This window comes from Legionella nagasakiensis, assembly GCF_900639915.1.
Lineage (GTDB): Bacteria > Pseudomonadota > Gammaproteobacteria > Legionellales > Legionellaceae > Legionella_A > Legionella_A nagasakiensis.
The window spans coordinates 47,046-68,626 of the sequence record NZ_CAAAID010000005.1 but is presented as its reverse complement, the minus strand read 5'-3'; the positions used below and the strand labels follow the sequence as shown (position 1 = coordinate 68,626).

Sequence of the window (21,581 nt, the reverse complement as noted above, 5' to 3'; positions counted from 1 at the left end):
AGAAATGTCAAAAACAAGCCGGAATAGTTCTCCAAGCGTTATACCACTCATCAAAGGAGGGGAAGTAGACAGCAAGCCAAGCCTCACAACACCAATCAGTGAAACGACCTCTTCGCATCTTTCTAAAGAGATGATTGATGACATCATTTCACAATCAAGGGCTTTTCTTGAATCTGCTACCATTGAGGACATCAAGGAAAGCTATGTAATCGAATGGTTAACTTATGCATTTCATTCTTCCGTAAAAACAAAAGACGATGCTCTCGTAAGAAATATATCCAGCGTAATGTTTGAATTGGCTAAAAAAGATGTGGATACGTTACTTTTTCTGCTGGGGAAAAAATTTGAAGCCGGCAAGTTCAACGGCCAAACCATTTTATTTGTATGGATGAATGAGCTTTATTCTTCAACCTTTGATGCAAGAAATTCTTCGAATATTATAGCCATCAATTATATTCTATCTTATGTACTACGGCATGCTACATCGACATTCGCCGACGCACTTGTCCAACCGGTTGAAACGGGGAGAGAACAAGGAAAAAGTCCACTTATTTTAATGCTACTCAGTTTGCTGCAGACAGCACAAACCTCTTTTAACCAGCCATCAACCAAACATATTGCAACATTGCTCTTATCATGCATGACAAAATATCCTACAGAAATCAGCAATGCTCTGGTTCAACCCATTAACAAAGGACCTTTTGTTAACAAACATGGCCTTTATTTATTGGCAAACACGCTTAGATATTCTGCAAAGGACAATCCTGAAACGACTAAAATTATCTGCGATGTCATTAAGCAAATGATTGGCCTCGTAGCTTCCGATTTATTAACAAATGCGCTGCTGACCACAATAGATAAAGGGCCACAACAAGGTTTACTTCCCTTACATCTCATCCTAAGAAGTCTTGTTTCAGCCGCCTATGTAGACAGAAACGAAGAAACAACTAAAATAATGGTTGACTTATTGGAGGAATGCTTCAGTAAACTGGATTCTGAAGAAATCAATGAAGCATTATGTGCGAGCATTAATAGTGGAGATTCTACGTACACTGGCAAGAATGGCGTTCAAATGTTAGTTGAAACACTGGTTGCAGGCTTAGAACATCACCAGGACATGTCTTCTCTTATGGTACTTGTGTCTCGCCTATTCAATTCTAACCCTCAACTCATGATGCAGGCTTTAATTGACCAAAGCGATCAAAAACCACCTTGCCTAGAGTTCATGATAAGAAAACATGATGACCCAAACAGCCCGGACCTTGTTTCTTCTCAATTAGAGCTTATTCTTAGCCAGCTTACACAGACGCTACCCCCAGAGATGCAGAACTTATTAGAGGCTAAAATTACAAGCATTCGAGCCTCTTTTACAAAAGACGGAGAAGCTGCTGGTGCTGCTGAAAGTGTTCGTTTCTCAAGAGACAGATTCTTCCTTGCCTCACCCACAACGTCGGTAACGTCCGCTAAACACGAAGAGAACGAAGACAATCCTTCTCCGTCTATCTGACGATAATTAAATCCTATCCTTTAAAAAGGAGATAGAAATCCTCCCGCCTAACCGCCTTTTAAAAAAGGGCAGTTAGGCAAAAGTCGCCCTATTTTACTCACTTAACTGCCGTAATGCAGAATACATCAAAAGGGCTGAGTTGGCAGCATCAATGCCTTTATGACCATGTTGCCCACCAAGTCGATCCCAGGCTTGGGCTTCGTTTTCAGTGGTCAACACACCAAATATAATGGGTATGTCATAGGTCAAAGCAACTTGTTGGCAGCCATCACTGACCTGTTGACAAACATAGTCATAATGAGTTGTTTCCCCACGAATGACTGCTCCTAATGCGATAATAACGTCACAATGCGCCTGTTTTGCCAAACGCTGGGCCACCATAGGAATTTCAATCGCACCAGGGACTTCCACGACAGTAATATCTTCTTGGTTAAAACCACACTCCAAAAGTCGCTTTATCGCACCTTGCATGAGTTTGTGAGTAATATCCTGATTAAAATTACTAACCACAATAGCAATGGGAAAAGATTGACCTCGCTCGTTTACAATACCTTTAATATGTCTCATCCTTACTTCTCTCTCCTGCAAGACTATTCAACTGCTAAAAAATGACCAAGTTTTTCTTTTTTTGTTTTTAAATAAGTGCGATTTTCATTGGTTGGTTCAATATCAAGCGAAATACGCTCACTCACTTTAATGCCATAATAGGAAATTGCTTCTACTTTTGCCGGATTATTAGTCAATAATCTTAAGACATCAATACCAAGATGTTTCAGGATTTGAAATGCAATCGCATAATTACGATTATCAACAGGTAAACCAAGCTGTAGATTCGCTTCCACGGTATCAAAACCTTCTTCTTGCAATGCATAAGCCTTTAACTTATTTGCAAGACCTATTCCCCTGCCTTCTTGTCGCAGATAAATCAAAACGCCGCCTTCTGTGGCAATTAATGCCAGTGCTTGTTGTAATTGTGAGCCGCAATCGCATTTACAAGAGCCAAATACATCCCCGGTGATACACTCCGAGTGAATACGTACCAAAGGGACTTGATTATTAAACAGCGGCGCTTTGATCAAAGCAAAATGTTCCGCATTATCAAGCCAGTTTTCAAAGACAGTCATGGTAAAATCACCATGCTTTTGTAATGGAATCCGGCTGGTTGCAACGGCTTGAACCAACTGCTCATGACGAATACGGTATTGAATCAAATCCTTAATCGTAATCATCGGGATACCATGCTCCTGAGAAAACATCGCCAGTTCATCCCTGCGACTCATGGTTCCATCTTCATTAATGATTTCACAGATAACGGCAGCAGGCGTAAGACCTGCCAGCTTCATCAAATCAACACTGCCCTCGGTCTGCCCTGCACGCTCAAGAACTCCGCGTGGACGAGCGCGCAAAGGGAAAATATGTCCAGGTGAAATGATATCCGCAGGACCACTGTTTGGATCAATCGCTACCTGAACCGTTCGGGCGCGATCTTTTGCGGAAATTCCCGTAGACACACCATGAGCAGCTTCGATTGATATTGTGAAAGCGGTGCCAAACGGAGAACGATTATTATGGGCCATCATTGGCAGCTTCAATTTATCAACCAATACATCGGCCATTGGCAAGCAAATCAAGCCGCGGCCAAATCGAGACATAAAGTTAATGGCCTGATCAGAGGCATAATCAGCAGCAATCACAAGATCGCCCTCATTCTCACGATCTTCATCATCCACCAAAATCACCATCCGACCATTTCGAAGTTCAGTGATCGCATGGCTAATTGTGGTAAAAGGATTTGTCATAGTTTAAACCTCATCTCATAACAGAAGATTGTGTCAATAAATTTAATTGATGCGCCACAATGCGAGTTAAATAATCAAACTCCACATTCAAACGATCACCAACATAACGTTTTGCTAACGTTGTATTCGCAAGAGTATGTGGAACCAATAATATACTCAAGCATTGATTTTTAACGGCATTAATCGTCAAACTGACACCATCCAGTGTAATACTGCCCTTAGGCAATAAAAACTTCAGGTGCTCAGACTCAAATTCCCCAACAACGATCTCAACATATTCACCAACTTGAGTGATGGTTTGCAAACGGATCATCCCATCGACATGACCACTCACATAATGCCCTCCGAAACGTCCAGTAGCCACTAAAGCACGCTCAAGATTAACTAAATCTCCAGCACGAAGCTCCCCTAACGCCGTTCGGGCAAGTGTTTCTGGTGAAACATCAAACGCAAGATATTGTTCAGCAGCAGACAATAGTGTCAAACAGACGCCATTTACAGCAATACTTTCACCGTCTTGCAGATTATTAAATTGCGAGTCAATTAATAACCGCTGACCACCGTCGCCATTGATGTTAGCAATCACAGCACCCTGCTGTTCAATCAAGCCGGTAAACATAAATCCTCCTCAGCCTGCCATACAAGCGATGCTATCATATTATCCCCCATAGGATGCCATGTGACGGTCCTGGCCCGCCTGAAAATATCCCCACAGGGATAACCCGTAGTAGCATCTTCGCCCAGCAAGCCAGGAACAATGTAAATATAGCTTTGTTGCACAAGGCCCAATCGATGCAATGCACTGAATAAACGTCCACCAGCTTCAACCCAGACATCATGATATCCTACTTTTCCTAAATGCTTGATAACGGCATTCAAATCAACCTCACCATTTTGAGCCGGCACAGCATGATAAAAACTCTGGGGACAACCGTCATGAATTTTATAATGGTCAGCATGATAGATATAACATTGTTTCGCTGTAGCAAACATTTTGGCGTGTGGATTCAATAAACCTTTGCCGTCAATGATCGCAATTGTTTTACTGGTTTCCATATCAGGTAAACGTACGTTTAATAAAGGATCATCCTGATTAATTGTTCGAGCAGTCGTTAAAATCACATCACTTTGTAAACGCTTTTTATGAGTAAATTCAGCACAAAGTGAATTGGATAAAAAAGTTCTTTTACCATCTTTGCCAGCAATTTTACCATCTAGCGTTTGAGCAATTTTTGCAGTCACCCACGGCAACCCAGTTAATATCCAATGACGATAACTTAAATAGAACTCATCAATTTCAACCAGAGGGTAATGAATAACCTCAATTTTTTCCCCCCGCAATCGTTCAGGCGTGTTATTCGCCGCAACAATCGGATTAGGATCCGAGTATCCATAGACAACCCGCTTAACCCCGTATTTAATAATGGCATCGACACACGGCGGTGTTCTGCCCCAATGATTGCATGGCTCCAACGTTACGTATACTGTTATATCAAGGAGGTTTGCGGGAAGTTGGTTTAATAGCAATTGTTCAGCATGTGGCGTTCCTGCACCAAGATGATATGCTTGTGCTATAATTTTCCCATTTTGTACTGCAATGGCTCCTACACTTGGATTGGGGGCACAAAACCCACGTCCAAGACGTGCCTGTTCGAGAGCGGCAAGCAGAAACTGTTTGTGCATGTTCAAAAACCCTTGAAATGAGCGTGCATGATAACAAATTATTCAATTTTTGAGTAGACTATGGCCTTGTCGAAGCGTATTCAGCAATTTACAATCATCTTAAAAACAATAATCCTACCGTTTTCTATTTTTGTTCATTGTCCTAAAATGGCCTTATCACTAAAACAAGGCGGTTCTTTTTATTTCAAGATGAAGCGATACTTTACTTTTTTTCTAAGCCTATTACTTTACCATACCTTATGGGCAGCCTACTCCCCCTATTCAACAACAGAATTAGAAGAGCTCGAAAAAGAATTTATCCAACAAATCAATCAATCCGATAGCGTATTACGCCATCCTTTGGCTAACCAGTATATTAATCACCTTGGAAAAACGCTGGCGCGCAACTCTCAATTACCTATCCCTTATTTTTTTATTGTTAAATCCAATGAAATCAATGCATTTGCTGGACCAGGCGGTTATATTGGTATCAATTCACAGCTTATTCTTGCCACAGAAAACGAAAGTGAACTTGCCGCTGTCATGGCTCATGAAATGGCGCATGTACGCCTGCATCACTTGTATCGCATGATTCAACATCAAAAACAAATGCGTATCCCAGCGCTTGCTTCCATTCTGGCAGCAGCAGCGCTTGGCGTTGTTAATCCTGTTCTAGGGAGTGGAGCACTTATGGCCTCGCTTACTGGAATTGCCCAAGATAATATTAACTTCACCCGTGCCAATGAAAAAGAAGCCGATAGAATTGGCATTGATATGCTTATAAAATCAGGACTTGACCCGCGTGGCATGGCTGCATTTTTTAAAAAAATGCAGCAAAGTTCACGCTATTATTACACCGCCAATATCCCTGCTATTTTACGTACTCATCCATTGGATGAAGACCGAATTGCCGAGGCAGAAAATCGCAGCCTGTCTTTGCCGCAAAAGCATTATATCGATAGCTTTGATTATCATTTATTTAAAGAATTAGTCAGAACATCCGTTGCAACCGACAATAAGCAACTGCTTGATTACTACCAACAACACTGTCAGAAAAACAACAATATCAAAGCCTGTCAATATGGTTATGCTTTAGCCCTGCTTAATATAAATAACTATGAAAAAGCGGAAAACCAATTAAATCCTTTGCTCCAATATGAACATGATAATTTATTTTTTGAAATTGCAATGGCCCAAGCTGAACTTGGCCGTCATCAGAATGTGCGTGCTTTAACGAGGCTGGGTGAACTGCAAGCAAATTATCCCGACAACTACGCAAGCCTGATAAGCTATGCTCAAGGATTAATGAATGCTGGCCAAGCAGAAAAGGCAGCCAATCTCTTGCTTAAAGGCAGTCGAATGTTTAAGCAAGATTTACCGCTTTGTCAATTGCTTGCTCAAGCGCAAGCCAAGGCTCACCGCAAAGATTATGCTTATTTTACACAAGCACAGTGTGAATTATTGCAAGGTCGTCATCACAGTGCCATAAATCAATTAAAATTAGCTCAAAAATTATCAACAAACGATCGTTTGTTAAAGGCAAGAATCACTGCCAAAATTGAAGAAATCAAGTTCCTCAAGGAAAAATAATGGCTTTATAAATCCCCCTAGTAGCCTCTTTTATGAAAAGGGAGGCATTAAGGAGAAGCTTAATGGTTTCAATTCATATCCTAAGGTTCCCCCCTTTTGTAAAGGGGTAGGGAGGATTTTTGCAAGCGCCCATTGAGCCTCAAGACCTTTTAGATTAAAGCCGCTTCAGTCATTGCAGCCTGTATGCCCAACTTGTCAAACAATAATTTATCCTTCTCTCGTTGTGGATTTTCTTCCGTTAATAATTTATCGCCAATAAACACTGAGTTAGCACCAGCATAAAAACACAATGCTTGCAATTCATCGCTCATTTCCGTGCGCCCTGCCGTCAAACGAATAGCACTTTCAGGCATTAATATTCGTGCTGTTGCGACGGTACGTACAAGCTCTATATTATCTACTGGCTCAGCATATGCCAGCGGCGTTCCCTGAACAGGAATCAAACGATTGATAGGAACGCTTTCTGGTGGCTCTTCCAGATTTGCCAGCGTAAACAGAAATTCGATGCGATCGCTGCGGGTTTCCCCAAGTCCTAAAATCCCACCACAACAAACATGGATTCCAGCTTTTCGGACATGTTCCAACGTCTGCAATCGGTCGCTAAATTTACGAGTGGTAACAACCTTATCGTAATAACTTGGCGACGTATCGATATTATGATTGTAATAATCCAAACCTGCTTCTTTTAATGCTTGCGCTTGTTCTTCAGAAAGCATGCCGAGCGTCATACAAGTTTCCATACCAAGGTTTTTAACACCCGCAATCATGGCTTGTAACTCCGGCATCACCTTGGTTGGCGGACAACGCCAGGCCGCTCCCATACAAAAACGTTTGGCTCCTCCTGCTTTTGCTTCACGCGCTGATGCCAGAACTTGTTCGACTGACATCAATTTTTCTTTTTCAACGTGCGTTGTATGGTGACCGCTTTGGGAACAATAACCACAGTCTTCCGGACAAGCGCCTGTTTTTATACTTAATAACGTCGCTAATTGTAGCGCATTCGCTTGATGATGCTGGCGATGAATGGTATGCGCTTTATGCAATAAATCATTGAATGGCTGTTCATAAATTTGAGCCACGTCCTCAAGGCTCCAGGATTGCGTGCGTTCGGTCATATTGGCTCCCGTATTTTAACTTCTTATAATCGCATTAATTGAGACTGAAAACTGAACATGATAGAGTGACGCCACGTATTGTCAACCAAATTTATTTTTATGGTTAACGCTGATCTCATTCAACGAGACTTAAAACACATCTGGCACCCTTGTTCACAAATGAAAGATTTTGAACAATGTGCACCTTTAGTGGTGCATCATGCCCAAGGTAGCTATCTTGAAACCAACCGCGGTCCAATCATTGATGCCATCTCCAGCTGGTGGTGTAAATCCTTAGGGCATGGTTTTCCTGAAGTAACCATGGCCATCCAAAACCAATTAACTCGTTTCGAGCATGTCATTGGCGCAAATACCACTTACCCAGAGATTGTTAAACTCGCAGAAGAGCTTGCAATACTTAGTCATCGCCAACATGTATTTTTTGCCAGTGACGGCTCAAGTGCCGTTGAAATTGCAATGAAGCTTACCTTGCATGCCAATCAGTTACGTGGACGTCCAGAACGCGATCAATTTATCTCATTAAAAAACAGTTATCACGGTGAAACCCTGGCAACCTTAAGCATCAGTGATTTAGGACTTTATAAAAAACCATACAGTCACTTTGGCCTCAACTGCCATTTTTTACAACACATTCCTTATGTAACGGGTGAACATGATCCAATGTGGCAAACTTGCGATTCAATGTGGGAACAAACCCTAATCGAACTTGAAGCAATAAAAGAAAAAGCGTGCGCCCTCATTGTTGAACCACTGATTCAGGGAGCCGGCGGCATGCGCTGCTATAGTGCAGATTTCTTACGTAAACTCGCTTTATGGACAAAAGAAAATGATGTTTATCTGATTGCCGATGAAATCATGACTGGCTTATGCAGAACGGGAGAATGGCTGGCGTGTGATCATGCCAAAATCAATCCTGATCTGGTTTGTCTATCAAAAGGATTGACTTCCGGCACTTTACCATTAAGTTGCGTTATGATTGATAACGCCATCTACCAACTCTTTTATGATGATTTTGACTGTGGTAAATCATTTTTGCATTCTCACACCTATAGCGGAAATCCATTAGCGGTGAGTGCCGCTCTGGCAACCATCAACGTCATGCATCGTGAAAATATCAACCAAAAAGCTAAGACCCTTGGTCTATGGATGCAACAGTATTTTACCGACATCGCTAAAGAGACAGGTAAAATAAGTAACATTCGCTCACTTGGCGCTTGTGTTGCGGGCGATCTGGAAGAAAGAGGCAATCAACGAATCGGCTTTAAAATTTACCAAGAAGCACTAAGCCTTGGAGCATTAATACGCCCTTTAGGAAATACACTGTATTGGCTTCCTCCGTTGACAACCAACCAAGAAACCATTGAGAAATTGGCAGAAATTACATTAAACTCAATCAAAGCTGTTTACTGATCACAGAGAATGTATGAATACCATCCATGAAAAGTGGGCAACTGCTCATTTGTAAACAGGGGATCAGCATGAATAAGTCTTATCTTATAATATTTTTATCATTTTTTTTCTTTCTTTTTTCAACAGGATGGGCACAAGAAGCCGTTATCCTGAAAGGTGATGACAGCTACTGGCAATGCAGTGCTTATGATCAAGAAAATAATCAATGGATAGCAAAAAGTCCTTATGAACGTACTGCGATTAATAAGGCTTATGATGCTTGTAAAAAACAAAGCCGAGCACCAAAGACGTGTAAAACAGCAAAAGAATCCTGTGATGCGATTGTTAAAGGAAGAAACATACGTCCCATGTGGCGGTGTACTGCACTAGATAGTATGGCTAAAGCATGGATGAGTGACATTTATCGACACCGAGATGATGCAGCCCTAGGTGCGAAAGCCTATTGCCAGCAACGCAGTACCGTACCTGCCAGCTGCTATATAAATTTACTCACTTGTAAAAATCTTAACGCCCAATAGGAGGCATCATTTTGCTTTGCATAGGCTTGACAGGCAACATAGGCAGCGGCAAATCAACGGTAGCGGCTTTATTTGCAGAATTGGGAGTGGATGTCATCAGTGCCGATAACATTGCCAAAAAGCTAACAGGACAGGGACAACCAGCGTTTGCTAAAATTGTTAAACATTTTGGGGAATTAATCAAAGACAAGTCCGGCGAATTAAATCGTCGCCAGCTGCGAGCATTTATTTTCAATGACCCCAAAGAAAGGCAATGGCTTGAAAACCTGCTGCACCCTTTGATACGCCAGGAAATCACTCGCGAAGTCAATCGCTGTCAAGCGTCTTATTGTATCATTGAAATTCCCTTGCTTCCTGATAAAAAAAATTATCCTTACCTTGATCGCATTCTATTTATAAAAGCAGATAAAGAAACACAAATCACAAGGCTCACTGAAAGAGACCAGTGTAGCCGGGAAGAAGCGAAGACTATCTTGGCTACACAGGCAAACATTAGTAAACATCTGGAGATAGCAGACGATATACTCGTTAATGATGGCACGATTCAACAATTAAAAGAACAGGTGCTATCACTTCATCAACGCTATAGTATAGGAAACAAATGAGCATGAAAAAAAAGGACATTGCCATCATTGGAGGCTCTATTGCCGGCTGTGCTACGGCCATTTCGCTGAGGAAACTTGGCCATTCTGTCACACTATTTGAGCGTAGCGAAATTTCCTTACATGACCGAGGAGCAGGAATTGGCATACCTCCCGATTTACTGCAAACCTGCATCGAACAAGACTATTTTGATGCGGATATTCCTTATTACGCACTTAATTCACGTCAGTTTTACACGAACAATGGCCAACCGACAGGAAAATTGTTTTGGCAGCAACCACTCTATTCAACCGGCTTAAATTGGGCCGTTTTATTCAGTCAACTGCGTAAGCGCGTGCCCGATGAAGATTATCATATAGGATTTTTAGTAACAAACATTGTACAAAATAAAAATCAACGGATTACCCTTCATTTTGACCAACAAGAACCGCAAACGTTTGATGTCGTTATTTGTGCCGATGGATACCATTCTTTGGGAAGGCAATTTATTTACCCTGATATAAAACCAATCTATGCAGGCTACGTTGGTTGGCGTGGGGTCCTGCCGGTGGAAAATGAATTCGTTGCACAATCAGACCTGCCTTTCCATCATCAGATCCCTTTTTATTTTTATCCTGGCGGACATGCAGTTTTTTATTATATCCCTAAAATGAACCAGAATGGCTATTTGTTAAATTGGTTACTCTACCAAGATAGGCGCCATTTAGGCATTGACCAGATCTTCAAAGATAAATATGGAATTACTCACCAAGGCAGTCTGGCACCTGGCCTCATGAGCCAGAAAACCCTTGATGAATTTCATCAATTCGCACAACAAAGCTTGCCTTCAGCCATCGCTCAGCTTGTCTTAAATACAAAAGAACCCTTTCTACAAGCAATTTATGATTTATCAGTTCCCAGTAATTATCATCAAAACCTCCTGTTGGCAGGAGATGCCAACACCATATTAAGGCCGCATATTGGCAGTGGCGCTACAAAAGCATTACAAGAAGCGCTTGCGCTTGGTCAAGCACTAAATGATTACACTTCTATGGATGAAGCCTGCAAAGCTTGGGATAGAATTCGTAGTCAAGAGTGTCACCGTTTGGAAAAGCTTGCTCAACGAATGGGGAATGCCTTAGTGCTTACCTCGCAACCCTGGGATGCAATGAATCAGGAAACGACAACAGCATGGTGGAATAACCTCATGTCAGGCGATACCTGGTATGCCACGGACGGGAAACATGCTTAAAGGTTGTTTACTCAACATTATTTAGCCTTATTGACCAAAGACACAATCCTGCGTCGTTTTACCCCAGGTTCGTAAGGATTGAACGCCTGCCAGGACCACTGAGGAATCTCACAGTTTTTGTGGATAAACAGCTGATTTAAGTGTTCAATGAGTGCTTCTTTATCTCTTACGTCCGGATATACCTGGATACTGAATTGTTTCAAATCGTGCTGACATATCCGATAATCTTCAAAATCAACACCACTGCTTGCCATTTGTTGTCGAATCACATCCGCAAACAGTGGAATCTCTTCATTTTTTCTTTTTGCAAAACAAACATCCCCTAACCGACCTTCAATCGCCGACAGTTCAGTAAAACCTGAAGTAGATTCTTTTACAACCAAAACATCATCTAGACGATATCGAATGATTGGCTGCGTTGTACGCAATAAATCAGTAACCACCGGCACAAATCGCTTCTCGTCCAACCATTCTTTTTCGATAATGAGAAACTCTTCGTTCATCCGTAAATGATTTGTTTTTTTATCACTAATAGCAAGGAATCCCTCTGTACATTGATAAATTTGCGAGATTTTACAATCAAAATAATGAGATAATTGCTCTTCTTCCTCTTGTTCCAATACTTCCGCAACCGAAAATATTTTTTTGGGCTTGATGGTTAATCGCTGTTTTTGCCGAGCAAGCATCCGTAAAACACTGGCAGGGGCTGAAAGAATGGTTGGCTGAATCCGATTCAATCGTTGGATATGCGCCTCAAAATCAGCAAGCAAATCAAAAAAATAAAACTGAATGGTTTTGCTTTTATTCAACGTGGCATATAAACGATTATTTGCTCGTAAAAAGAACGCAATGCGTTCTTTTGTCCATATTCCTTTAGGCATTGCCTTGGCGAGCATGATACCAGCCCAAGCGTCACGCTCCTTCCCACTCGCTAAAAATAACCCTCGATTTCCAGAGGTGCCAGAAGACAAACCAACAGCAATGTTTTTGATCATCGGTGAAAAATCGCGCGTGCGTTCAGCCTTTAAGGCAATCTCCAAGGCCTGCTCTTTTTTAATATTCACTGTATTAATTTCATCAAACTGCTCCATCATAATTTTTTTATTAATGATCGGCCATTGATGAAACGGCTTATCCAAATAGGGCTGATAAAAAGGCGAATATTTTAATGCATCATTGGTCAATTTTTTTAAACAAATGTCTTGATAATGACGTAATACTTCTGAGTTTTTTAAGCGATTCTTCAAATAAGTTGTTTTAAAATAATAATAAAGAATTCGAGCTATCATCATGCATTACCCTGCACACGCTTCCTCGCATGTCCACAATGTGAAGGAATAATATCAATTGACTGATGATGCTGATATAACGCATGTAAGTTTTGAATCGTTTGCCGATAAGCCTTCCTATCATCATGGACCAGATAGGTTAATTCACTGGGATAAATCAATTCCTTAAAGGTTTCCTGATGCCAACAACTATCTGCAATTAAAAAAGTAGGAACCAATGAATCAAAATATAAGCCAATTTGCCCCGGGGCATGTCCTGGTAGCGGAATAGCAATGAAATGCCCATCATCAAACACATCAAAACCAAAGGAAAACGGGGCAAGCGTTGCATCAAGCCCAACTTTATTATTTAGAATGATTAACCGTTCATAAAAATCATCTGGTAAAAGCCCGGGTAAAAAACCTTTCAGTAAGGCACGCCACCCTGTTTTATGACAAACGGCATCAACAGCCTCTTGATGACAAATAAATTGAGCGTGCGGAAAATCACATAGCCCACCAATATGATCAGCATGGAAATGAGAAATGACAATATAACGAATGGCTTCTGGTTGAATATGAACGTCGGCTAATTGCTCTTTTAGTGATTTTCTTAATGTCACAGGCGTTAAACGTCGGTACAAAGAAGCAGGTAATTTTTGAGTTAAATGATAAAACCGCTCTGTATAGCCAGTATCAAATAAAATATAACCTTTTGTCGGATGATTTATTAACGCACAAAGTGCTGGATATTCGCAACTCCCTAAGCGACCAGACTTTAATGTCATTCGCTCGCAATGTTTACAAAAACCTGCTTCAAATAACTGATAAGGGATACTCATGACGTATACCATTGGACAAATTGACGAATACCTTCATCGATCGTTACCTTAGGACGATAACCTAACTCTTTTTTCGCAGCTTCAATATTCAACGTTTGTCCCAATGCCAACACAGCAGCAGTGTATTTGGTCAATCGTGGTTCAGAGTTCAATAAGAATAAACGATGTAGATTTTCTAAGCCAAAGGCGATTGGTTTTGCTAATGCATAAGGAACCAATTTGATGTTCAATGGTTTATGCAATGCAGTAAATAATGAAGAAAGAATGCTCTGCAAAGAACGAGGTTCATCATTGGTAATATTGTATTTATTGCCGCAACATTCTGGAGCAGCATTGGCTGCCAAAATAAGACTGTCTACAACATTCTCAACGCAGGTGATATCAATCACATTATTCCCCGTTCCAATCACAGGTAAAACACCATTCCGTTCAGCACTTAACAACCTTGGTAAAATAGCGCGGTCAAACGGTCCAAAAATTGCTCGTGGGCGTATGGTAATGACATTAAGATTATTGTCCTGATAAGCCTTATCCACCAAAGCTTCTGCCAATAACTTGGTTTTTACATAGTGATTGGCTGGTTTCAATGGTAAAATCACATCCTCTTTTATATTGTGTTTTTCACTAAAATCAAAATAGATGCTTGGCGTAGAAACGTGTACGAGGCGTGCCCCTGGCGGTGTCGCTGCAATCACATGCTGCGTCCCTACCACATTCGCTGCGTAAAAATCTTTGTATTTTCCCCAAGGACTGGATAAAGCTGCACAATGAAAAATAACTTTCGCTTCTTGGGTGATGGCTTGCAACCGTACTGGTTCACTTAAATCCAATGCTCTAAATTTAGCGCCCATTTGGGTAAGAATATGACCTAATTGTTCGTTTCGTCCCAGAGCAACAACCTCATGCCCTTCCTTTAGCAAACGGCGCGTTAAATTTAAACCTAGACAACCTGTTGCACCGGTCACGACGCACATCATGTTAATACTCCAAAATCATACCCGCCGCAGACAATCCGGCACCGGTACCCAATAAATAAACAAGCTGTCCTCGTTGTATTTTTTTAGTTTGCACTAAGTGATAAAAAGCAGAAGGCATGGAAGCTGCCATTTGATTGCCATGGGTCGCGTAAATGTCCACAAATTTTTCTTGTGGAATATCAAGTCGTTTTCTTAAGTGATGCATAGCAAGCATGCTGGCTTGATGTGGGACAACCCAATCAATATCAGAAAGCGTTATCCCAGTTTGCGCCAACAACTGTTCATGAAGCTCAACCACCATATGGGTGGCTAATTTAAACACTTTTTTCCCGTCCATAGAAAACAAACCATGCTTCTTATCGTAGTCTGAGGCGGGGGGAATTCGTGTTCCCCCAGCTTCCACCTGGCAAAAACCCACACCCGAGCTATAAGTATTCATATGACTTGCAAGAATTCGACTTGAGCCATTACTTTTCTCAAGGATACAAGCCGCCGCTCCATCACCAAAAATCGTACAAGTCTCCATATCCTGCCAATTCAATCCAGCCGATGGAATATCACTGGCAGCAATTAATACGCGGTTAAACCGTCCTCCAGCTATCAAATAAGAAGCAGTATCTAAGGCTGTAAGAAAACTTAAACACGTACTATTGACATCAAAACAGGGAATTCCCGATTGTTCAAGACCAAGCTGTTTTTGTATCAGAGCAGCTGAACAAGGAAGAAGTTGCTCACTTGCGCCGCAGGCACTGATAATCGCATCAAGTTTGGATAATGCTATTCCAGCCTGCTCAACCGCAACCAACGCAGCTTGTGCCGCCATAAACGAAGTGGTTTCATGTGCTTGGGCAAAACGACGAGAGACAAGCCCTGATTTTTTTTCCACACGTCCAGTTTCAAGTCCAAGTTTTGCATCCAATTCGGTTGAAAGAATTTTATTTAAAGGCAGATATTGCCCCATTCCAGTGATTTTTACCGCAGGCATGGAACACTTCCTAATCATTAAAATGACATTCATTATACTAAAAGTATATTTTTTTATCAAATAAATTGCTCTAACAACAAATGGATTAGATCACTCTGTTGATACCTCTATGGTTCCCAGATTTCTCTTGCCATAAAAATGGACAAATGTTAACCTTATGGTCTATTAATTGCCCTCACGATACCCCATGAAGATTCTGACTGTACTAGACAGTTATCCACCAGACCTCAATGGAGGGGCTTATTTTACCCATCGCCTAGCCAAATCATTGCAAGCAAGAGGCCATGACGTATTAGTCATATGCCCATCAAGAAACTTAAAGCAAGGCTATACAAATTATGAAGAGATTCCACTTTATACCGTGCGCTCATGGCCAGTATTGAATTACACGCATTTTCGCGTTTGCTGGCCCATCTTTATTAAACGTGGCATCATTAAAGCCATACAACAATTTCAACCCGATGTCGTGCATCTGCAAGGGAAATTTTTTCTGGGCGGGATATGTTACAAAGCCTGTCGCAAGCTAAACATCCCCTTAATAGCGACGAATCATTTCATGCCAGAGAATTTCTTTCACTATACTCATCTTCCCAGCCGATGTGAACCATGGTTTAAACGTTATACCTGGCGTATTGTAGTTGATATGCTATCGCATGTAGATGTTGTGACCACACCAACTCAGACCGCAGCGACCCTGCTGCAATCGGTCGACTTACATAAACCGATTCATGTCATTTCCTGCGGTGTCGATCTAAAAAAATTCAAACCAGGACAAGACGCCAATAAGCTTCGTCAACGTTTTCAAATTCCTGATAAACCAGTTTTGTTATACACAGGACGGCTTGATAAAGAAAAAAATTTACCCATAGTGCTCAAAGCATTTCATAGAGCAAGGCAGCAAGTAGATGCTCATTTTGTGCTTACCGGTCGTGGAAAAGAGCAACTCACGTTAAAAGAATTGGTAAAAACACTCAATATGACCCAGCATGTGACATTTACCGGTTATTTAAACGATGAGGAATACCCATTAATATACGGACTCGCCGATTGTTTTGTAAATGCAAGCACGGCGGAATTGCAAAGCATCGTTGCGCTTGAAGCCATTGCCTCCGGCCTACCGCTGATCGCCGCCAACGCTGTGGCATTGCCTGAACTGGTCGAACATGGCGTCAATGGCTATCTTTTTTTGCCTAATGATGTTAAAAATCTTGCACACTATCTCATTGAACTCCTTAAGAACCCAGAAAAAAGTCAATCCATGGGCAGCGAAAGTAGAAAAAAAGCTGAATCACATGATATCTGTAAAACAGCCGAACAATACGAACAACTTTACTTAAAGATGGTGCAGGCATGAAAGTATTAGTCAATCGTTATGTTACCCTCTCTCAAGAAGCAGGGTTCCTAAGATCCCTCTTCATCGGCTTTACCTTACTCATCATTAGCTTTTTTATAGCAAACAACGCCGGATTGTATGCCTCTGAGATGGCAGGAAATCCAGTGGATGATTTAATACTTAATTACTTACCGTTATGCGATGTTACTGTCCTGCATGTGTATGCTGCCTTATTATTTTGGCTCTTCGTTTCTATTTACATGTTGACTCAGCCTGGCCTGATCCCATTTATAACGAAAACAGCAAGTGTCTTTATTGTCACTCGCAGTGCATTTATTTGTCTAACGCATCTTGGTGCTCCTCCAAATCAGTTGATGATTCCTGAAGGTTTTTCCTCATTTTTTCTTTTTAATGGCGATTTATTTTTTTCAGGCCATGTCGGTGGACCTTTTTTACTGGCACTTTTATTCTGGCAAAATAAAATCTTGCGTTATTTTTCGCTCGCTGCCAGTGTGTTTTTTGCTTATATTGTTCTTGTTGGACATATCCATTACAGTATTGATGTATTTGCAGCACCTTTTATAACCTTTGGAATCTATGAATTGAGCAAAATACTTTTTGTCAAAGAGTACTCTTTTTTTGTTCAAGAGATTAAGACCCAATAAATTGGCCGTATTTTTTGTGTTCAATTAATTTTATGTTAGGCTTGTTTAAACAAGCAAAGGACAGCATAAATCCATGCATCATGAAACGATAACTTTTCAATTAGCCACGCATTATTTATCCAAAGTCGCCTTACGGCTGGAATGTCTTTTTCTGACCATCACGCAAGCACGCGAAGAAACTCATCCAGTCATTCACCATTATGCGTTAAAAAATATCATTGAAATTATTAAATTAATTGAAAAACCTGAACTTAAGAGTCGATTTTTAAAAGAGCTTATGCGTATTGAGCATATGTTAAACAAATCAGAACTATCCATATCAAACGCACTTTATGCCAATCTTTTTGTACAAATTCAGTTTCTAAGCCATGTTGCAGGACGCTTTGGCGGAACCATTCATAACGATCCTTTTTTACAATCCATTCGGCTTGCGCAAGCCGGTGATTATAGTGATTGTGAAATGCATTCACCCCAGCTTTTATTATGGTTAGAGAGTGAGCCACAAAAAAGACAACATGATTTGAATGCCTGGCTGAAACAATTACAAACTCTATTTGATACCGTTTCCGTGTATTTAGCCTTATTACGAAACACAGCTGAATTTGACAAAATTGATATGTTCAGTGGTTTTTATCAACGTTCCTTACCCTCAAAAACATCATGCCATTTGATTTTATTAAGAATGGATAAAGATTGTGGCATTGTACCCAAAATGCAACTTGGCCATCACGGCCTAAGTTTAAGATTATGCGAAGCCAACTCCATGAATGAGGTTCGGCATGCAAATACTGCCATTGATTTAGCCATCTGTCAGCTGTGAGAATGAATAAAAACCTCTTTACGGCAAAGAAAAAGCGACCAAGTATAAAATTAGGCAGGCATTTCAGGGTATAGGTTCTGCCGAATCAGATGAATAATATCCACATTGGCAGCGGGAAATTCAAACTGGGACAACGACGCTGTCTCTGCCCAGCACAAATCCATTTGCGATTCACGACATACGGCTTGACCCGTAAAACGGCTCACATGATAAATCAACAAATTAACTTCCCGTTGATCATAAACATAGCGTACATCACCTAAAAAATGATAGTCGATAACATCCAAGCCAACTTCTTCTTTTATTTCACGTATTAATGCAGAAGCTGGACTTTCTCCTTCTTCTAATTTTCCACCAGGGAACTCCCAAAATCCGCCATGGGAAACATGAGCTGGGCGTTTGGTAATAAGGATACGCTGCTTTGCATCAACAATAACCGCAACAGCAACCTTCATGCTATCTTACCGTGACAAGTTTTATATTTTTTTCCTGAGCCGCATGGACATGGATCATTACGACCAATTTTTTTCTCAACACGTTTAAAGGTTGTAATCCCTTGTTCTTCTTCGTCAGAGGATTGCACCTCACTTTGATGAATAAACTGCATTTTTTGAATTTGCTCAACACGACGTTGCTCTTCAACCGCATCTACATCTTCCTCGGTTTTTACTTCAACAGAAGAAAGCAAACGAATAATTTCATATTTCATGTTATCCAGCATCATGGAAAACAGAGAAAATGCTTCCCTCTTATATTCCTGTTTTGGATCTTTCTGGGCATAACCACGTAAATGAATACCCTGCCGCAAATGATCCATAGCCGCTAAATGTTCTCGCCAATGATTATCCAACGTTTGCAAAATGACTGATTTCTCGAATTGTGCCAAAACATCTCGACCAATATGTTTCGCTTTCTCCTGATACTGCTCTGTACAAAGTGATATTATTTTTTCTTTGATTTGTTCCGGTTGAATGCTGTGATCTTGCTCAACCCACTGTTGAATCGGTGTATTTAATTTAAAATCGTCACGCAAAACTTGCTGTAAAGCACTCAAATCCCATTGATCTTCCATGCTTTGCGGAGGAATATAGCTATCCACCAGCGCACCCAGCACGTCTTCACGAATGGCCTGCACAGACTCTAATGGATCATGCATCGCCATGATTTCTGAACGTTGTGAGTAAATAACCTTTCGTTGTTCATTGGCAACGTTATCATACTCAAGCAACTGTTTTCTTATATCAAAATTATGGCCTTCCAACTTTCGTTGTGCATTTTCGATGGCCTTTGTTACAAGACTATGCTCTATCGGTTCCCCAGGCTTCATTCCTAATCGACGCATCATGGCAGCCACACGTTCCGACGCAAAAATACGCATCAAATTGTCATCAAGCGATAAATAAAAGCGGCTGCTTCCCGGATCCCCTTGGCGACCGGCACGCCCGCGCAGCTGATTGTCAATGCGCCGAGACTCATGACGCTCCGAACCAATGATACGCAAACCACCAGCAGCAACGACTTCATCATGACGCTGTTGCCAATCTTTTTTCACCGCATCACGCTCTGCCTCGCCAGCCTCCTCTGCTAGTTCAGCAAGTTCAGCCGCCATATTACCACCCAATACGATGTCTGTTCCTCGGCCTGCCATGTTGGTTGCAATGGTCACCGCACCAGGACGTCCTGCTTCAGCAATAATTTGTGCCTCTTTTTCATGAAATTTAGCATTTAATACCTGATGCTTAATCGTTGATTTTTTTAGTAAATTACTGAGTAATTCAGAAGCTTCAATGGAAGCCGTCCCAACCAGTACAGGCTGCTTACGGGCTACACAATCACGAATGTCCTCAATGATTGCCATATATTTGTCTTGTTGGGTTAAATAAATTAAATCTGCTTGATCAACACGAAGCATTGGTTTGTTTGTAGGAATGACGACCACGTCCAGATGATAGATCTGTTGAAATTCATACGCTTCTGTATCGGCCGTACCAGTCATGCCAGACAACTTGTCGTAAAGCCGGAAAAAATTCTGAAACGTAATGGACGCCAAGGTTTGATTTTCATTCTGAATGGGTGCATTTTCCTTCGCCTCGATCGCTTGATGCAATCCTTCAGACCAGCGCCTTCCCGGCATGGTTCGGCCGGTATGTTCATCCACAATCACGACTTGCTTGTTTTGCACGATATAATCCACATCACGATGAAACATCGTATGTGCTCGCAAGGCAGCATTAACATGATGCATGAGCATAATATTACTGGCATGATAAAGACTTTCACCAGGATCTAATAGTTTCGCTTGAACCAGCAACTCTTCAATGTGTTGATGACCAGTTTCCGTCAGATGGGCCTGTTTTTGCTTTTCATCGATCGTGTAATCTCCACCATCGCCTTCTTCCTGTTGTATTTTTAATTGAGGAATGAGTTGATTGACTTTAATATAAAGCGCTGAACTATCCTCAGCGGCACCAGAAATAATTAGGGGGGTACGTGCCTCATCAATTAAGATGGAATCAACTTCATCGACAATGGCAAAATGTAACTCGCGCTGCACCTTGTCTTCCAGGCTAAACGCCATATTGTCACGTAAATAATCAAAACCAAACTCGTTATTTGTACCGTAAAGAATATCGGCCCGATAAGCCGCCTGCTTTTCTTCATGCGGCATATCGGGATAAATCACACCAACGCTTAAACCGAGAAACTCATAGATAGGCTTCATCCATTGGCTATCGCGTTTGGCAAGGTAATCATTCACTGTAACCACATGAACACCTTGACTGGTCAGCGCATTAAGATAAGCGGGTAAAGTTGCCACCAACGTTTTACCTTCACCAGTACGCATTTCTGCAATATTGCCTTCATGCAATACCATGCCACCAATTAACTGCACATCAAAATGACGCAGTCCCAAGGTACGTACAGATACTTCTCTGACTACGGCAAACGCTTCCGCCAACAGTTCATCCAGTGTCTCCCCATCGGCAATCCGGGCTTTAAAGTGTGCCGTTTTTGCTGCTAATTGTTCATTGGTTAAAGCCTGCATTTGGGATTCAAAGGCATTAATAGCCGATACAGTTTTCTCCATGCGCCTTAAAGTGCGCTCATTCCGGCTACCAAACATCTTCTTCATCAACGTATTCAGCATGGCCCTTACAATCCTCTCAACAATCCAAATTTCAAAATTGCTTAATTTACTAGAAATCGGCTACAAAAGCCACGAATACCCACGTTTCAATATGAGGGTAAGGTCATA

20 protein-coding genes are annotated in these 21,581 nt (G+C 41.3%); 9 read left to right on the top strand and 11 right to left on the bottom strand.

The features are described 5' to 3' along the window. The first annotated feature begins 4 nt into the window (after nucleotides 1-4). Nucleotides 5-1,507 carry a hypothetical protein gene (locus E1O52_RS05965; RefSeq protein ID WP_133127796.1) on the top strand — a complete coding sequence of 501 codons (1,503 nt, stop codon included), beginning with the start codon at nucleotides 5-7 and terminating at the stop codon, nucleotides 1,505-1,507. A gap of 93 nt (nucleotides 1,508-1,600) precedes the next feature. On the opposite strand, the gene ribH is transcribed toward E1O52_RS05965, so the two are convergent. The 4 genes from ribH to ribD are packed head-to-tail and all read right to left on the bottom strand — an operon-like array spanning nucleotide 1,601 to nucleotide 4,989. Then, nucleotides 1,601-2,074 (bottom strand): 6,7-dimethyl-8-ribityllumazine synthase, encoded by a 474-nt coding sequence (gene ribH, locus E1O52_RS05960; protein ID WP_133127795.1) that lies wholly within the window; start codon nucleotides 2,072-2,074, stop codon nucleotides 1,601-1,603. A 23-nt stretch (nucleotides 2,075-2,097) separates the two neighbouring features. Continuing rightward, the gene (ribB, locus tag E1O52_RS05955; RefSeq protein WP_133127794.1) at nucleotides 2,098-3,306 is read right to left on the bottom strand and encodes a 3,4-dihydroxy-2-butanone-4-phosphate synthase; all 1,209 of its coding nucleotides are present in this window, start codon (nucleotides 3,304-3,306) and stop codon (nucleotides 2,098-2,100) included. 10 nt (nucleotides 3,307-3,316) lie between these two features. Next, entirely contained in the window at nucleotides 3,317-3,925 is a 609-nt protein-coding gene (locus E1O52_RS05950; protein WP_133127793.1) for a riboflavin synthase, read from the bottom strand. After that, nucleotides 3,910-4,989 carry a bifunctional diaminohydroxyphosphoribosylaminopyrimidine deaminase/5-amino-6-(5-phosphoribosylamino)uracil reductase RibD gene (gene ribD, locus E1O52_RS05945; protein ID WP_133127792.1) on the bottom strand — a complete coding sequence of 360 codons (1,080 nt, stop codon included), beginning with the start codon at nucleotides 4,987-4,989 and terminating at the stop codon, nucleotides 3,910-3,912. The genes E1O52_RS05950 and ribD overlap by 16 nt, the downstream gene beginning before the upstream one ends. A 60-nt stretch (nucleotides 4,990-5,049) precedes the next feature. Here ribD and E1O52_RS05940 point away from each other — a divergent pair, with 60 nt between their 5' ends. Further along, complete coding sequence (locus tag E1O52_RS05940; protein WP_423202715.1) at nucleotides 5,050-6,558, top strand: M48 family metalloprotease; 1,509 nt, start codon at nucleotides 5,050-5,052, stop codon at nucleotides 6,556-6,558. A gap of 149 nt (nucleotides 6,559-6,707) precedes the next feature. On the opposite strand, the gene bioB is transcribed toward E1O52_RS05940, so the two are convergent. Beyond that, nucleotides 6,708-7,673 (bottom strand): biotin synthase BioB, encoded by a 966-nt coding sequence (gene bioB, locus E1O52_RS05935; protein ID WP_133127791.1) that lies wholly within the window; start codon nucleotides 7,671-7,673, stop codon nucleotides 6,708-6,710. Nucleotides 7,674-7,772: 99 nt separating this feature from the next. On the opposite strand from bioB, the gene bioA reads away from it, so the two are divergent. The 4 genes from bioA (at nucleotide 7,773) to E1O52_RS05915 (ending at nucleotide 11,435) form a co-directional block, all read left to right on the top strand. Continuing rightward, nucleotides 7,773-9,083, top strand: a complete 1,311-nt coding sequence (bioA, locus tag E1O52_RS05930; protein ID WP_133127895.1) for an adenosylmethionine--8-amino-7-oxononanoate transaminase — start codon at nucleotides 7,773-7,775, stop codon at nucleotides 9,081-9,083. Between the two features lie 68 nt (nucleotides 9,084-9,151). Next, a complete protein-coding gene (locus E1O52_RS05925; RefSeq protein ID WP_133127790.1) occupies nucleotides 9,152-9,601 on the top strand; it encodes a hypothetical protein in 450 nt (149 codons plus the stop codon). 11 nt (nucleotides 9,602-9,612) lie between these two features. After that, entirely contained in the window at nucleotides 9,613-10,206 is a 594-nt protein-coding gene (gene coaE, locus E1O52_RS05920; protein WP_242602177.1) for a dephospho-CoA kinase, read from the top strand. Continuing rightward, nucleotides 10,203-11,435, top strand: a complete 1,233-nt coding sequence (locus E1O52_RS05915) for an FAD-dependent oxidoreductase (RefSeq protein WP_133127788.1) — start codon at nucleotides 10,203-10,205, stop codon at nucleotides 11,433-11,435. The genes coaE and E1O52_RS05915 overlap by 4 nt, the downstream gene beginning before the upstream one ends. A gap of 17 nt (nucleotides 11,436-11,452) precedes the next feature. Here E1O52_RS05915 and E1O52_RS05910 read toward each other — a convergent pair whose 3' ends face one another. From E1O52_RS05910 to E1O52_RS05895, 4 genes are read right to left on the bottom strand one after another with little or no spacing between them, the layout of a single operon-like run. Then, nucleotides 11,453-12,727 carry a F390 synthetase-related protein gene (locus tag E1O52_RS05910; RefSeq protein WP_242602176.1) on the bottom strand — a complete coding sequence of 425 codons (1,275 nt, stop codon included), beginning with the start codon at nucleotides 12,725-12,727 and terminating at the stop codon, nucleotides 11,453-11,455. Continuing rightward, a complete protein-coding gene (locus E1O52_RS05905) occupies nucleotides 12,724-13,557 on the bottom strand; it encodes an MBL fold metallo-hydrolase (RefSeq protein ID WP_133127787.1) in 834 nt (277 codons plus the stop codon). The genes E1O52_RS05910 and E1O52_RS05905 overlap by 4 nt, the downstream gene beginning before the upstream one ends. Beyond that, nucleotides 13,542-14,522, bottom strand: a complete 981-nt coding sequence (locus E1O52_RS05900; RefSeq protein WP_133127786.1) for an NAD-dependent epimerase/dehydratase family protein — start codon at nucleotides 14,520-14,522, stop codon at nucleotides 13,542-13,544. Before E1O52_RS05900 ends, E1O52_RS05905 begins: the two co-directional genes overlap by 16 nt. Before the next feature lies 1 nt (nucleotide 14,523). Further along, nucleotides 14,524-15,507, bottom strand: a complete 984-nt coding sequence (locus tag E1O52_RS05895) for a beta-ketoacyl-ACP synthase III (RefSeq protein ID WP_133127785.1) — start codon at nucleotides 15,505-15,507, stop codon at nucleotides 14,524-14,526. A 187-nt stretch (nucleotides 15,508-15,694) separates the two neighbouring features. On the opposite strand from E1O52_RS05895, the gene E1O52_RS05890 reads away from it, so the two are divergent. The 3 genes from E1O52_RS05890 (at nucleotide 15,695) to zapD (ending at nucleotide 18,325) form a co-directional block, all read left to right on the top strand. Further along, a complete protein-coding gene (locus tag E1O52_RS05890; protein WP_133127784.1) occupies nucleotides 15,695-16,861 on the top strand; it encodes a glycosyltransferase family 4 protein in 1,167 nt (388 codons plus the stop codon). After that, the gene (locus tag E1O52_RS05885; protein WP_133127783.1) at nucleotides 16,858-17,505 is read left to right on the top strand and encodes a phosphatase PAP2-related protein; all 648 of its coding nucleotides are present in this window, start codon (nucleotides 16,858-16,860) and stop codon (nucleotides 17,503-17,505) included. The genes E1O52_RS05890 and E1O52_RS05885 overlap by 4 nt, the downstream gene beginning before the upstream one ends. A 73-nt stretch (nucleotides 17,506-17,578) precedes the next feature. Next, on the top strand, nucleotides 17,579-18,325 hold the full coding sequence (gene zapD, locus E1O52_RS05880) for a cell division protein ZapD (RefSeq protein ID WP_133127782.1): 747 nt from the start codon (nucleotides 17,579-17,581) through the stop codon (nucleotides 18,323-18,325). A gap of 50 nt (nucleotides 18,326-18,375) precedes the next feature. Here zapD and E1O52_RS05875 read toward each other — a convergent pair whose 3' ends face one another. Beyond that, on the bottom strand, nucleotides 18,376-18,780 hold the full coding sequence (locus E1O52_RS05875; RefSeq protein WP_133127781.1) for a (deoxy)nucleoside triphosphate pyrophosphohydrolase: 405 nt from the start codon (nucleotides 18,778-18,780) through the stop codon (nucleotides 18,376-18,378). Further along, the gene (gene secA, locus E1O52_RS05870; protein WP_133127780.1) at nucleotides 18,777-21,473 is read right to left on the bottom strand and encodes a preprotein translocase subunit SecA; all 2,697 of its coding nucleotides are present in this window, start codon (nucleotides 21,471-21,473) and stop codon (nucleotides 18,777-18,779) included. The genes E1O52_RS05875 and secA overlap by 4 nt, the downstream gene beginning before the upstream one ends. Nucleotides 21,474-21,581 lie beyond the last annotated feature (108 nt).

Coding starts and splice junctions, on each gene's coding strand:
- E1O52_RS05925 (WP_133127790.1), top strand. CDS start 9,152: ATGAATAAGTCTTATCTTATAATATTTTTATCATTTTTTTTCTTTCTT.
- E1O52_RS05965 (WP_133127796.1), top strand. CDS start 5: ATGTCAAAAACAAGCCGGAATAGTTCTCCAAGCGTTATACCACTCATC.
- E1O52_RS05905 (WP_133127787.1), bottom strand. CDS start 13,557: ATGGTATACGTCATGAGTATCCCTTATCAGTTATTTGAAGCAGGTTTT.
- ribB (WP_133127794.1), bottom strand. CDS start 3,306: ATGACAAATCCTTTTACCACAATTAGCCATGCGATCACTGAACTTCGA.
- ribD (WP_133127792.1), bottom strand. CDS start 4,989: ATGCACAAACAGTTTCTGCTTGCCGCTCTCGAACAGGCACGTCTTGGA.
- E1O52_RS05915 (WP_133127788.1), top strand. CDS start 10,203: ATGAGCATGAAAAAAAAGGACATTGCCATCATTGGAGGCTCTATTGCC.
- E1O52_RS05900 (WP_133127786.1), bottom strand. CDS start 14,522: ATGATGTGCGTCGTGACCGGTGCAACAGGTTGTCTAGGTTTAAATTTA.
- E1O52_RS05910 (WP_242602176.1), bottom strand. CDS start 12,727: ATGATGATAGCTCGAATTCTTTATTATTATTTTAAAACAACTTATTTG.
- E1O52_RS05875 (WP_133127781.1), bottom strand. CDS start 18,780: ATGAAGGTTGCTGTTGCGGTTATTGTTGATGCAAAGCAGCGTATCCTT.
- secA (WP_133127780.1), bottom strand. CDS start 21,473: ATGCTGAATACGTTGATGAAGAAGATGTTTGGTAGCCGGAATGAGCGC.
- E1O52_RS05885 (WP_133127783.1), top strand. CDS start 16,858: ATGAAAGTATTAGTCAATCGTTATGTTACCCTCTCTCAAGAAGCAGGG.
- E1O52_RS05890 (WP_133127784.1), top strand. CDS start 15,695: ATGAAGATTCTGACTGTACTAGACAGTTATCCACCAGACCTCAATGGA.
- E1O52_RS05940 (WP_423202715.1), top strand. CDS start 5,050: ATGGCCTTGTCGAAGCGTATTCAGCAATTTACAATCATCTTAAAAACA.
- bioA (WP_133127895.1), top strand. CDS start 7,773: ATGGTTAACGCTGATCTCATTCAACGAGACTTAAAACACATCTGGCAC.
- E1O52_RS05895 (WP_133127785.1), bottom strand. CDS start 15,507: ATGCCTGCGGTAAAAATCACTGGAATGGGGCAATATCTGCCTTTAAAT.
- zapD (WP_133127782.1), top strand. CDS start 17,579: ATGCATCATGAAACGATAACTTTTCAATTAGCCACGCATTATTTATCC.
- ribH (WP_133127795.1), bottom strand. CDS start 2,074: ATGAGACATATTAAAGGTATTGTAAACGAGCGAGGTCAATCTTTTCCC.
- E1O52_RS05950 (WP_133127793.1), bottom strand. CDS start 3,925: ATGTTTACCGGCTTGATTGAACAGCAGGGTGCTGTGATTGCTAACATC.
- bioB (WP_133127791.1), bottom strand. CDS start 7,673: ATGACCGAACGCACGCAATCCTGGAGCCTTGAGGACGTGGCTCAAATT.